The following is a 12,108-nucleotide window of genomic DNA, read 5'->3' as shown; positions in this document are numbered from 1 at the left end:
ACTAAATTTGCGCTATAATTTTACCCGAAAATGTTAGACAAAGTAAAAGAATTAATTGGCAATGTAAAGGCGTTTAACGCAACTACTAAAGATGAAGTTGAGGCATTTAGAATTAAATATTTAGGAAGCAAAGGCTTGTTAAAAGATTTATTTGCCGAATTTAAAAATGTAGATACAGAACTGCGAAAAGATTTTGGACAAGCGTTAAACAATTTAAAAAAATCTGCGGAAAATAAAGTAGTAGAATTAACAGATGCTTTAAACAATTCTTCGAGTCAACAATCTTTTTATGGCGATTTAACACGACCTGCAGAACCAATTGAGTTGGGTTCTCGCCATCCAATATCTTTGGTTAAAAATCAAATTATAGAGGTTTTTAACAGAATTGGTTTTACGGTTTCTGAAGGACCCGAAATTGAAGACGATTGGCATAATTTTACAGCGTTAAACTTGCCAGAATATCATCCTGCAAGAGACATGCAAGACACGTTTTTTATAGAGCAAAATCCAGATATTTTATTAAGAACACACACTTCTTCTGTGCAAGTTCGTTATATGGAAAAAAACAAGCCTCCAATTAGAACTATTTCTCCAGGAAGAGTTTTTAGAAATGAAGATATTTCTGCACGTGCACATTGTATTTTTCATCAAGTGGAAGGTTTATATATAGATACAGATGTTTCTTTTGCCGATTTAAAACAAACGCTTTTATACTTTACAAAAGAGATGTTTGGGAAGTCGAAAATTCGATTACGCCCTTCTTATTTTCCATTTACAGAGCCAAGTGCAGAAGTAGATATTTATTGGGGTTTAGAAACCGAAACTGATTACAGGATTACAAAAGGTACTGGTTGGCTAGAAATTATGGGTTGTGGAATGGTAGATCCAAACGTGCTTAAAAATGCAAATATAGATCCTACAAAATACTCTGGCTACGCCTTTGGAATGGGAATTGAACGTATTGCTATGTTGCTATATCAAATTCCTGATATTAGAATGTTTTACGAAAATGATAAACGTTTCTTAGAACAATTTAAGTCTGTAATATAAGTAGCTTTTAAGTAAAGAGGAATACCCTTATTATAAACAATTGTTGTAAATAATACAATAAAAAAAGCAACAAATTGTTGTTTTAAATTTAAGCCAATAAATTTTAATAGTAATGAAAAAAACAATCTTAACCATATTAATACTAACTGCTTTCGCTATTTCTTGTAAGAGAAAAAGTGAAGAATCGAAAAATAATACAAAAAGTTTTAAAGTTGAACAACAAAAGGAAGTAACTTCTCAAATACACCAAAATATAATTACAAAGAATAAAGGAAAATACGCAAGTGAAATAAACTTTTTCGACAAGAATAATATTTCGTTAAGACTAAAAAAACTAACAGGGGTATTGTATAAAGAAATGGTAAAGAATTTTAATGTTCAAACGCCAATTGTTTCCGAAAATAGCATATACAAATTAACAGGTTGCTTAAAGCACAATTGCCCTGCTTATATGGTTACAATTCTCTACGATTCTAAAGGCGATAACCTAAATGTTTTAATAGACGAAAATGGCAAACTCGCTAAGTTTGCCGAAAAAGATAAAATTAAATTAACAAAGTCGTTAAAAATAAAATAGCTTATCGAATAATTGCTTTTTTAGTTAAAAAAGATGGGTTTATGAAAAAAGATATTCTAGTACCAGAAGTTACAGACGTAAAAATGGCTGTTGTATATGAGTTTAACGACATTTATAACACTAACGATTGGAATGTGTACCTAATTAACAATAAAAAGGTAGATTTAGAAATGGTCGTGATTGTTTCGCAAGGTTTTTCTGCCAAAAAAACGACTTCTTTATTGCGTAAAAAAGTAGAAAAACTACCAGCAAATTCTTTTGCAAAAATTGAATTTATGCAACCAGAACTATTTAAATTAAATAACCGTTTTCAAGTAACTTTTTTTGAAGGAAATACATTGTACGAAAAAACGTTTTTATTCAAAGAAAATACTGTTAAAGAAGGTGCTTTAAGAGAAATTCCTGAATTGAAGAAGCGTGGGGTTTTGGCGAAGTAGAATTTAAATGTAAAAACGTTACGTTTTTGCATAAAAGGTTAATAATACCATTTCTGTTTTGAAATTACCATAATAAAACACGCTTTTTCTCTTTACCTCAAAATAAAAAACATTATTTTCTTTTACAGTAATTTCAAAACAGAAATGGTATTAGCGTTATTTCAAGGGAATTTGAACCTCTTGTTTTCTTTTTGAGCAAAAAAAAACGTCATTAATTTTATAATGACGTTTTGAAATAGTTAAATTTTACATTTATTCTATAATAAGCTTTTTAGACGTTGTGCCGTAACTGGAAGTAACAGTTACTGTGTAAACACCAGTAGTTAAATTAGTTAAAGGAGAAATATCAACTAAGAAATTTTGGGTGTTGTTAATAAAAATTACTTCTTTACTATATACAGTAGCACCTGTAGCAACTTTTGTAAAGGCAATTTTACAATTTATATTTTCAATTGCTAGTGGGTTTGTGGTTTTAGTTCTTCTATCTAAAGATATGGTTACAAACCTTTCTTGTACTGGGTTAGGTGTTAAAGTAAAAGTTACAAAGGGTTGGGGTGCTGGAGTTGTTGGAGTTGTAGAGGTAGCTGTTTTATACACATTGGTATCTGTTGCACAACCACACTGGTTTATTGCTGTAACTTCTACTTCTAATAAACCACTTTTACTAAATACTATTTTAGGACTTTCATTTAAAGAAACTTCTTGTATGGTTGGCAAATCATAGTTATAGGCACTTCCATCTGGTAATACATCTCCAGAAGAATCAGGAAGTGTTCTATAAAAATCTTCTTGAAAATAATAATCAATTAACGACACCAAACTTGCTACACTTTTGGAAGCTAAAGTAGGCAAACCACTATCTGTTAGTCGCAAACACGATGTATAAGGTACAAAGTCGCCAACCAAAGAGGCAGGGTCGTAGTAGGTATGTGTACCTGGAGCGTCTTCTGGAATGTACTTTTTTTCTCGGGTATATTTCCAAGAGATGGTGTTCGCTAAGGTTTGGTCTATTGTAATTTTACTACCATTGGTTATAGACACATTTGGGTAGTCTGCAGGTTTTTTACCTGCTAAAATAGCATCTCTTAGAGAGGTGTCTTTAAAACTTATGGTGGGTTTTGTAAGTAAAGAAATTGTTCTTGTAACTGTTTTTGATTGATCGCAATCTGTATTACCTACAACAGCTTGTATAACAACTTTCCCAGTACTATCTTCATTTAATTTAGTTACTTTAAAAGAATTATCTGTAGTAGTAAGTGTACTTACCAAATTGGCTCCACTAATTACAGACCAATTTCTTTGAATACCATTATCTATATTTAATGTGTAAGTGTTGGCTTTACATAAAGCATTGTTGCCTTCTATAGAAATTGTTTGATTAGCACAAAATATAGAGCAGTTTGCCTTTGGAACTTCTTTGCTTAATTCTTTCGCTAACCAATTTCCGTTTCGTGTGTTAAATGAAATATGAGGTTTATTTTGAGAGTTTGGGTTTTTATCAAAATCTGAAATAAAATTTTTGAAAGGACTCTTTTTTGTACCTGTAGGAGGTGTTCCGCCAACATAAGCACTCTTATAATCTACATCTTTTAAAGCAATATTATTTTTACCAATATCTAATGCACTTGAAGTGGGTATAAAACTAAATTTATCTCTTATAAAAACGCCACTTGGCAAAAGCGAAGGATTTATGTTTGATGTTACAGAATAATATCCACCACCATAACTATCAAAAGGCAAAACACCACTTGGCTGGTTTTTATTTACGTTTGTAATATCTGTTGTAACACTAATTAACCAAAGAATTTTTTTAGTATAAGATATTTTTCCTTTGTAAATTTGATTTCCTGTTCCATAAGGAATTGATTTGACCCAAATGTCAGTATTAAATTTAGAACTACCAGGAAATACACTTAAAACTGTAACACCCCAAAGATCTATATCCCCTATTAATACCCCACCTAAAAAAGAAAAAGCAGGAGCAATAAGATTTTGAAGAAAAGATAATTTATTACTGTTTTTATATTTAAGCAAATCGCTACCTGCCACAAAACCTTGTGAACTACCGCATTCGCTACCATTGCTTATGGCTATGTTTCTTGAATTTATTGGGTAACCTCCGCTATTATTAAGACCTTTGTTTTTAAGATCATTATAAAACGAAGTGTGTAAAGAGTTTTCTAATACGTAGCTATTTGTTGCTCGGTTTTTTAACAACTGTTTAGAAGCAGGAGTATCTAATAATTTAAAAGGTTCTTCTACATCTGAAAATAAAGAAACTAAAACACCTGCAGTGGTATTTATAAACTGATTTTGAATATGCCTATAAGCATACTGTATACCAACAGGTACATTTGCACCTTGTTGTGGAGCATCGTGGCTTATAAATAAACGTGTATCGTGGTTTAAACCACGTTCTTCCATATCTGCTAATGCCCAACGTCCAATAACACCTCCCATACTTTGCCCTAAAACAACGTTTTGTTCTTTGCCTTTTTTTACACTATTTACCCATTTTATTACTTCTTCTAAAGCATAGGCATTGCGTTGTAAATAATCTACGCCATTGTCCCAGTCTACATAAATGATGTCGTATTGTTTGTTATAGTCTGCTATTAACCTTTTTAATTGTGTCCCAGAAAATTGTAAGCTTCTTTTAAAATCATCTTCATAATTAGTGTATCCATACTCATTTTCAGGACTTAAAATAACACCAACATCAAAGCCTTCTGCTATAATTAAAGGTTTGGTTATTTGGCTATGTCCATTCGCTAAATCTATGGTTAAATTTACAGAAGCTTTTTGTCCTAAATAACTATCGGTTGCTGTTATTTTTTTGCAAGGATATCTTGAAACACCTGTTGATGTCAATTTTTGTAGATTGTTACTCCCATAAGTATAAGTTTCATAACCTTTTTCTATTTTAATTTTAGAATGACTATATACACTAGTTCCATTGGTTAAGTTTAATTTGTATTTCCAGGTCTTTAAACCTTCAGTAGTATAATTAACTGTAACATTTTGGTTAAAAGGAATGGTTACATAACCATTACCATTGTTAAAGTCTATTTGAATGCTTTGTATTTGGTTGTTATTGTTAGAGTAAAAAATAGCAGAAGGTATTTTTACTTTTAAATTTAAACCACTATACTTTTGTATTGCAGGTGACATTGCAAAGGTTTGTTTGGTTTCATAAGGGTTTTTATTAGCTATATCGTAAAATTTGCCATTAGTATAGTTAATTAAATTACTACTTAAAGCATTGTCTTTAAATTTTGCATATTTAAAGTAAAAACCAGTTACAGCAATAATGCCCTTTTTTCTACTGGTTTTTAAATTATTTTTAAAAGCAGTAGGTGTTACCAAACCATTAGCATTGGTATTAATTTTGCTGGTTAATAAAGTTTTGTAAATTTCGTCTAATCTACCTAAGGTAACATAATTTCTTGTAGTTAATGTACCATTAAACTCTGCAAGGTTGGTAAATTCCATTCCATAATCGAGTAAAATTCCATCAGGTACTTTATTTTTATCTAATTGCCCAAAAAGAGCGTCCATTTTAGTTGTAAAAGAATTGTTTATTTCTTGTTGTGCAAAAGTTAGTTTTGTTATTATTAAAAAACAAAACATTAGTGTAATTTGTTTCATAATTTTGTGTTTGGGTTAAATAATTGTAAGAAGTTGTTTAACTGTGTTTTGAAAGATTGCCTGCCTTGCAGGTGGTCTTTCTTCTTTTAAAATTATCTTTTCATAAATTTTCTTTTTTAGTATTTCATATCGAAGCGCCCTTCTCTTACTTCTACTTTTTCTCCTATATTGTTTACGGCATCAAACCAAAATGTACCGCTAATAATGGCATTGTTATAATCGTGGTGGGTTATGGTTAATTCGCCTGTGATTTTTGAGGTCGTTTTATAAGAAACAGAATAAGGAGCTTGAAACTCTCCATATTTTGAATCAGAAAGTGTATCTTCTGTTAGAAAGTATGTTCTATTTACATGTAAATTAGTATTATATATATATATATATATATGAGAAGAGGTATTATTTAGTCGTTTTGAAATACCTAAAGAAAAATTTTTCTGATTAATATAAAAACAGTTTAAATTTCCTGTTGAAAAATGTCCTTTTGGCAAAAAAGCTTCTCCATTTACCAAACAACCAGCAGTGTTGGCTCCAATTTTAGTAGCCTTAGGTAATTGTTCTAAAGGAGTTAAAGTTGGGGTGTCTTTTTTTTCGCAATTACTTAAAGTAAAAGCAAAAAGAAATAGTGTTGTTTTTAAAAAGAATTGTCTCATAATAATTGAGTTTTTAGGTTTGTACTTTTAAATTATATAATTGGCCACTTTTTTCTAAGCTTTTTCTGAAAATCTTTCTTATAGCTAGTGTATCCATATTCATTTTCAGGGCTTAAAATTACTCCCACATCAAAACCTTCTACAACAATTAAGGGTTTGGTTATTTCTTTGTCTCCATTAGCATCGTCAATTGTTAAAGTTACACTAGTCTTTTTGCCTAAATAACTATTGGTTGCAGTTATTTTATGTTCTAAATAAGTTTGTGCTTGTGTTACAAAAGCACTAATAATTAATAGTAGTTGTATTATTTTTTTCATAATTTTATTTTTTACATTAGTATTTCATATCGAAGCGCCCTTCTCTTACTTCTACTTTTTCTCCTATATTGTTTACGGCATCAAACCAAAATGTACCGCTAATAATGGCATTGTTATAATCGTGGTGGGTTATGGTTAATTCGCCTGTGATTTTTGAGGTCGTTTGATAAAAATTAGAAGAGTAAGGATCTTCATACTTAGCATATTTTGAGTTTTTAAGAGAAACTAGGTCCTTATTAGTTAATTGATACGTTTTATTTATTTCTAAATTTGTATCATATATATATATACCTCTGAAAGTATCTTTAAATACTTGAGCAATACCTAAAGAAAAATCTTTCTGATTAATGTAAAAGCATTTTAAATTTCCTGTTGAAAAGTGTCCTTTCGGCAAGAAGGCTTCTCCATTTACTAAACAACCTGCAGTATTTGCACCTATTTTGATGGCAGGGGGTAACTGTTGTAAAGGAGTTAAAGTTGGGGTGTCTTTTTTTTCGCAAGAAGTTATTGTAATAACAAAAATGGTAAACGATAAAAGTATTTTTTTCATGATAATTTTATTTAGGAGCTTAAAATTATTATTTACAAAAATGTTCTGTAAGTTGTAATTATATTTTTATAAATAGTTATTTTTTTGTTTTTATACAAGTTAAAGTTCTGGTAATTAATTTTTTAAATTTAGTTATTCTATTTTAATCTTAATTGTATTTAACAATAACATAACTTTTTATTAATATTAGTTTATAAACTATAATACTCCATCTAAATCAAAAAAATAGGAGGAAGTATTTATATAATCTTTTTTTACAAGAAATTATGGTAAGTAATACCATTCTTTTTTATATTTAGGAAAGATACACTTTGTAACTCATTGATAATATGATAAATATCAGTTTTAAAAAATGGAAATATTTTGTATTTGTGTTAATGCTATTTTTTTAGTGCGATTTAGGTTTATCTTATTTTTCTTTTGAAATTATCTTAATAAAACATGCTTTTTACTTTTACAGTAATTTTAAAACAGAAATGGTATAAAAAGGTGCTCGATACATTTTTTATTTCCACTACTTTTCACTAAAAAACCCTCGAACTGACAGTGTATTTTTACTTTTTCGTGGATAATCTAAAAATTTTAAAGGTAACCCTAAAGGGTTTAAAACCCTTTAGGGGTTGAGCAATTTTAGAACAATCTTTTTAGGAAATGATAAAATTGTTTGGAACAACAAATTGTTTATAAACAAGCTTGCGTTAGCGATTGAACGGTTTGTTTGAGCTCTTTTTTGTTTTTCTCAAAAAAAGCGAGTAGTGAAAGCGCGACCTTTTTAGGGAACGCCCAAATAATTAATAATAAAATTTACTGCGCGCTTTTTTCAAAAAAAGTTTGCATCTTCACGATTTTGAGAGAAAAATTACCCCAAAAACCCAATAATCAAATATAAAATAACAGTAATTGCACCACCAACCAATGCATAAGGTAGTTGTGTTTTTACATGATCTATATGATCGCTGGCAGAAGCCATAGACGAAATGATTGAAGTATCGGAAATTGGCGAACAATGGTCTCCAAAAATTCCTCCTCCTAAAGTGGCTGCAACCACAATTGTAACATCTGCTGCATGAATATTTGCCATTGGAACTGCAATTGCCAACATAATAGCAAAAGTGCCCCAAGAAGTTCCTGTAGAAAAAGCAATAAACGAACTAATTATAAAAACCACTGCTGGTAATAATTGGGGCGATAACCATTCTTTGGTAGCATTTGCTACATAAACCCCAGTTTCTAATTCTTTACAAGCGTTGCCAATTGCAAATGCTAACAACATTAATAAAGCCAATGGCATTAGTTCACTAATTCCTTTTAGGGTTAGGTTTACAGCTTCTTTTGGTTTTAAAAAACCTTGAATCATATACATTGCAATCGCTACTAAAAGCGCTGTAATTACTGCGTATAAAACGGATGAAGAACCAGAACCTGCACCAATGGCTTGTTTTACATGATCGAAAGTGGATGAGAATTCTTTAACCTCACTCCAACCTGTGTAAATTAAATTGATTGGCATCATAAAAACCATGGTTGCTAATGGCACAACCATATTGTAGGCTCTTGCTGGAATGCCTTCTTTAGGAGGAAAAGAAGTAACTTCATCTGAAACCATTGGTTTGGAACCTTCGTTCATTAATAAACCTGTTTCTTTAGTTCGTTTTTCGGCTTTTTTCATTGGCCCAAAATCCTTTTTTGATAAGATGATACAAAACAAAATTCCAATTGCCAAAATTGGATAAAAATTGTATTTCATGGAAGAAATTAACATTACAAAAGGCTTGTCTATTCCTTGTGTGAGTAACAACCCCATAATAAATGCACCCCAAGCATTAAAGGGAATTAAAATGGATGAAGGTGCAGAACTTGAGTCTGCAATATATGCGAGTTTTTCGCGTGGAATTCCTAATTTATCGAAAATTGGACGATACAAAGTACCCACTGTTAAAGAAGAAATACTTGTTTCTACAAATAATAAAAGTCCTGTAAAAGTTGCCAAAATTTGCACCATTACTCTGCTATAACCCGATTTTTTGTTTTCATATTTTACCAATTTTTTATTAATAATATTGATAAAACCCTCTACTCCTCTCGAAAACTGAATGAAAATTAACAATGCACCCACCAAAGCACTAAACATAATGGTTCTTGTACTTCCTTTGTCTTGGAAAACGTCTACCATTCCTTCAATCATGGCTAAAGTTCCATTTAATGGATTCCAGCCCTCGATTATTAACCAAGAAAACCAAATACCAAATAACAAAGCGATGTATACTTGTTTGGTTTTTAATGCTAAAATAATGGCAACAATGGGTGGTATTATTGAAAGAAATCCGTATTCCATATAAATGATTTTATTTTTGGTTAAAGGTTACAATTTAGAAAGTTTATTTAAAAAAACTATTGTTTGTCGAGAAAACAAACAAGTTTAACGATTTTTATTTTTTTTCTTTCAATCTAATGGTTGATTTGTAGAATAATCTATAAATTTAAAGTTTATGAAAATTAGAAATTCACTTTTTGCAATTTGTTTGCTTCTTTTTACATCTTGTGTTGTAAAATCTTTACACCCTTTTTACACAAAAGAAACTATTTCTTTTGATAAAAATTTTATTGGAAAATGGGAAGATCATAAAAAAGGAAAATGGGAAGTTATTGCTTTTGTAGATGAAATAACAAAAAATAACCCTGTTGAAAAAATGAAAAAAGATGATTTAAAACTATATCATAAATTCAATAAAAGTTACTTTATACAAAGGAGTTATAGAGATAAAGAAGTTATATTTATTGCAACTCCTTTTATTATTAATAATCAAAAGTTTTTAGATTTTTTTCCAATAAACCAAGAAAATGGTGTTGATAATTTACTAGAAAGCCACCTAGTATACACACATAGTTTGGTAAAATATGACGTTCAAAAAAATGGGAAAATAGAAATAAAATGGCTAGATGAAGATAAAATTGAAGCGCTTTTTAAAGATAAAAAGATAAAAATTAAACACGAAAAAATTGGTCTAATTGATGAAAAATATTTGCTCACAGCAAAATCAGATGAATTGCAAAGATTTATAAAAAAATATATGTCTTCTAAAGATACAGAAAAGTGGAAAACATCTACAAAATACGTTTTAAGTAAAATAAATGCTACAGATTAACACTTTCTTTAAAAGAATAAACTCGCATAATAAGGTTGTTTTTAATATTTTATTGTGGAGTTCTTCTTTTTTGGTTTTACTATTTCTTTTTTCAGATAATTCTTCTCCTACTAAAATCGATTATATTTATACTACTTCATTTCTTGTAACTATAATAATACCAGTAACTATAAATTTATATTTTTTAATTCCTGTTTTTCTAAAGAAAGAAAATTACTTAATTTTTAGTTTTCTTTTTTTATTAAATTTAATGCTATTTACTCAGCTAAATATTTGGTTTTTTAATTCTTTAATTGAAGGTTTTTTCTCTGACTTTTATTTCATTTCTTATCATTCTAATATAAAAATAGTATTTATATTTAGTACTTTTTTTTTAGTTACAACTCTCATTAAACTATCTGAAGATTGGTTTTATTTAAACCAGTTGGAAAACAGAGCTTTAAAGATAGAAAAACAAGAAATAGAAAATCAACTATCGTCTTTAAAAGCACAAATAAACCCTCATTTTTTATTTAATTCTTTAAACGTTTTATACGCTTTATCTTTAAAGAATCAAGCAAAAACAACAGAAGCAATTTTACAACTCTCAGATATTTTAAGATATGTTTTGTATAATACTAATACGAAAAAGATTACTTTAAAAGAAGAAATTATTTTATTAGAAAAATACATCGATTTTCAAAAATCAAGACACCAAAAACCAAATATAAATTTTGATGTAAAGATCGATAATTATAATTTTAAAATATACCCAATGTTATTACTACCTTTAATAGAAAACAGCTTTAAACATGGCATTAAAGGTGCTACAGAAAATACTTTTATTAATATAAAAATAAGACAGGTTAAAAATAATTTTTCTTTTTTTATTGAAAATAACCTTCCTAATAATAAACCCTTAGAGCTTAATAACGTTGGTGGTTTAGGGTTAAAAAACATTAAACAAAACTTAGCACTTATTTATTCTAAAAAACATTCTTTTTCTACAAATATCAAGAACAATAAATTTCAAGTCTCTCTTAAAATAAATGTAAATGAATATTAATTGTTTAATTATAGATGATGAACCTGCATCACAAGAAATTATAAAACTTTTTATTGAAAAAATAGATTTCTTATCGCTTATAAAAACATGTAATAATGCTGTTGAAGCTTTATCGGAAACAAAAAAGAACCAAAAAATAGATTTACTTTTTCTAGACATTAATATGCCAAAAATATCTGGCCTGTCTTTTTATAAATCATTACAAAATCCGCCTTTTGTAATTTTTACAACTGCATATCCACAATATGCTGTAGAAGGTTTTGATGTAAATGCTATCGATTATCTTTTAAAACCATTTTCTTTTGATCGTTTTCTACAAGCCGTAAATAAAGTTACAGATAAATTAGAAACTTCTAAAAAAGCGATAAACTCAGAAGAAACTATTTTAATTAAGGCTGATAAAAAACTACATAAAATAAAAATTTCTTCCATTTTTTATGTGGAAGCATTTGGAGATTATGTGAAAATTCATCTAGAAAATAAATTTCTTTTAACAAATAATACCTTTAAAAAGGTATTAAATTTATTACCTAAAACTACTTTTTTTCAAGTTCATAAATCGTTTGCAATCAATTTTAAAAAAGTAAACACTATTGAAGGAAATAAAATTTTGATTGATACTGAAAAAATACCTATTGGATTAAAATATAAATCAGAATTTTTAAAGAAATTTAAAAACGAATAGTAT

The 12,108-nt window shown here is 28.8% G+C and carries 11 protein-coding genes; 6 read left to right on the top strand and 5 right to left on the bottom strand.

The annotated features are described in order from the left end of the window. Nucleotides 1-30 precede the first annotated feature (30 nt). From pheS to J3359_RS11130, 3 genes are all read left to right on the top strand, one after another. Nucleotides 31-1,050, top strand: a complete 1,020-nt coding sequence (gene pheS / locus J3359_RS11140) for a phenylalanine--tRNA ligase subunit alpha (protein WP_208076940.1) — start codon at nucleotides 31-33, stop codon at nucleotides 1,048-1,050. A 112-nt stretch (nucleotides 1,051-1,162) separates the two neighbouring features. Further along, nucleotides 1,163-1,627, top strand: coding sequence for an Ivy family c-type lysozyme inhibitor (locus tag J3359_RS11135; protein ID WP_208076939.1), 465 nt, complete (start codon nucleotides 1,163-1,165; stop codon nucleotides 1,625-1,627). Between the two features lie 41 nt (nucleotides 1,628-1,668). Further along, on the top strand, nucleotides 1,669-2,064 hold the full coding sequence (locus tag J3359_RS11130; protein WP_208076938.1) for a hypothetical protein: 396 nt from the start codon (nucleotides 1,669-1,671) through the stop codon (nucleotides 2,062-2,064). A gap of 252 nt (nucleotides 2,065-2,316) precedes the next feature. Here J3359_RS11130 and J3359_RS11125 read toward each other — a convergent pair whose 3' ends face one another. The 5 genes from J3359_RS11125 to J3359_RS11105 form a co-directional block, all read right to left on the bottom strand. Continuing rightward, nucleotides 2,317-5,712: a T9SS type A sorting domain-containing protein gene (locus J3359_RS11125; protein ID WP_208076937.1), complete on the bottom strand. Its 3,396-nt coding sequence runs from the start codon at nucleotides 5,710-5,712 to the stop codon at nucleotides 2,317-2,319. Between the two features lie 116 nt (nucleotides 5,713-5,828). Next, the gene (locus J3359_RS11120) at nucleotides 5,829-6,362 is read right to left on the bottom strand and encodes a Riean_0653 family protein (protein WP_208076936.1); all 534 of its coding nucleotides are present in this window, start codon (nucleotides 6,360-6,362) and stop codon (nucleotides 5,829-5,831) included. A gap of 32 nt (nucleotides 6,363-6,394) precedes the next feature. Then, a complete protein-coding gene (locus J3359_RS11115) occupies nucleotides 6,395-6,679 on the bottom strand; it encodes a hypothetical protein (protein ID WP_208076935.1) in 285 nt (94 codons plus the stop codon). A 16-nt stretch (nucleotides 6,680-6,695) separates the two neighbouring features. Beyond that, a complete protein-coding gene (locus J3359_RS11110; RefSeq protein WP_208076934.1) occupies nucleotides 6,696-7,229 on the bottom strand; it encodes a Riean_0653 family protein in 534 nt (177 codons plus the stop codon). An 859-nt stretch (nucleotides 7,230-8,088) separates the two neighbouring features. After that, nucleotides 8,089-9,564, bottom strand: a complete 1,476-nt coding sequence (locus tag J3359_RS11105) for a Na+/H+ antiporter NhaC family protein (protein WP_208076933.1) — start codon at nucleotides 9,562-9,564, stop codon at nucleotides 8,089-8,091. Between the two features lie 154 nt (nucleotides 9,565-9,718). Between J3359_RS11105 and J3359_RS11100 the strand changes: the two genes are divergently transcribed. The 3 genes from J3359_RS11100 to J3359_RS11090 are packed head-to-tail and all read left to right on the top strand — an operon-like array spanning nucleotide 9,719 to nucleotide 12,105. Beyond that, the gene (locus J3359_RS11100) at nucleotides 9,719-10,375 is read left to right on the top strand and encodes a hypothetical protein (RefSeq protein ID WP_208076932.1); all 657 of its coding nucleotides are present in this window, start codon (nucleotides 9,719-9,721) and stop codon (nucleotides 10,373-10,375) included. Next, nucleotides 10,362-11,420 carry a sensor histidine kinase gene (locus J3359_RS11095; protein ID WP_208076931.1) on the top strand — a complete coding sequence of 353 codons (1,059 nt, stop codon included), beginning with the start codon at nucleotides 10,362-10,364 and terminating at the stop codon, nucleotides 11,418-11,420. The genes J3359_RS11100 and J3359_RS11095 overlap by 14 nt, the downstream gene beginning before the upstream one ends. After that, the gene (locus J3359_RS11090; protein ID WP_243765901.1) at nucleotides 11,410-12,105 is read left to right on the top strand and encodes a LytR/AlgR family response regulator transcription factor; all 696 of its coding nucleotides are present in this window, start codon (nucleotides 11,410-11,412) and stop codon (nucleotides 12,103-12,105) included. The genes J3359_RS11095 and J3359_RS11090 overlap by 11 nt, the downstream gene beginning before the upstream one ends. Nucleotides 12,106-12,108 lie beyond the last annotated feature (3 nt).

Origin of the sequence: Polaribacter cellanae (genome assembly GCF_017569185.1) — a bacterium.
Lineage (GTDB): Bacteria > Bacteroidota > Bacteroidia > Flavobacteriales > Flavobacteriaceae > Polaribacter > Polaribacter cellanae.
The sequence above is the reverse complement of the archived record's forward strand: the minus strand, read 5'-3'. Positions and strand labels throughout refer to the sequence as shown.

Excerpts from the sequence above, each read along its gene's own strand:
- J3359_RS11110 (WP_208076934.1), bottom strand. The coding sequence starts at position 7,229 with ATGAAAAAAATACTTTTATCGTTTACCATTTTTGTTATTACAATAACT.
- J3359_RS11095 (WP_208076931.1), top strand. The coding sequence starts at position 10,362 with ATGCTACAGATTAACACTTTCTTTAAAAGAATAAACTCGCATAATAAG.
- J3359_RS11130 (WP_208076938.1), top strand. The coding sequence starts at position 1,669 with ATGAAAAAAGATATTCTAGTACCAGAAGTTACAGACGTAAAAATGGCT.
- J3359_RS11115 (WP_208076935.1), bottom strand. The coding sequence starts at position 6,679 with ATGAAAAAAATAATACAACTACTATTAATTATTAGTGCTTTTGTAACA.
- J3359_RS11105 (WP_208076933.1), bottom strand. The coding sequence starts at position 9,564 with ATGGAATACGGATTTCTTTCAATAATACCACCCATTGTTGCCATTATT.
- pheS (WP_208076940.1), top strand. The coding sequence starts at position 31 with ATGTTAGACAAAGTAAAAGAATTAATTGGCAATGTAAAGGCGTTTAAC.
- J3359_RS11125 (WP_208076937.1), bottom strand. The coding sequence starts at position 5,712 with ATGAAACAAATTACACTAATGTTTTGTTTTTTAATAATAACAAAACTA.
- J3359_RS11135 (WP_208076939.1), top strand. The coding sequence starts at position 1,163 with ATGAAAAAAACAATCTTAACCATATTAATACTAACTGCTTTCGCTATT.
- J3359_RS11120 (WP_208076936.1), bottom strand. The coding sequence starts at position 6,362 with ATGAGACAATTCTTTTTAAAAACAACACTATTTCTTTTTGCTTTTACT.
- J3359_RS11090 (WP_243765901.1), top strand. The coding sequence starts at position 11,410 with ATGAATATTAATTGTTTAATTATAGATGATGAACCTGCATCACAAGAA.
- J3359_RS11100 (WP_208076932.1), top strand. The coding sequence starts at position 9,719 with ATGAAAATTAGAAATTCACTTTTTGCAATTTGTTTGCTTCTTTTTACA.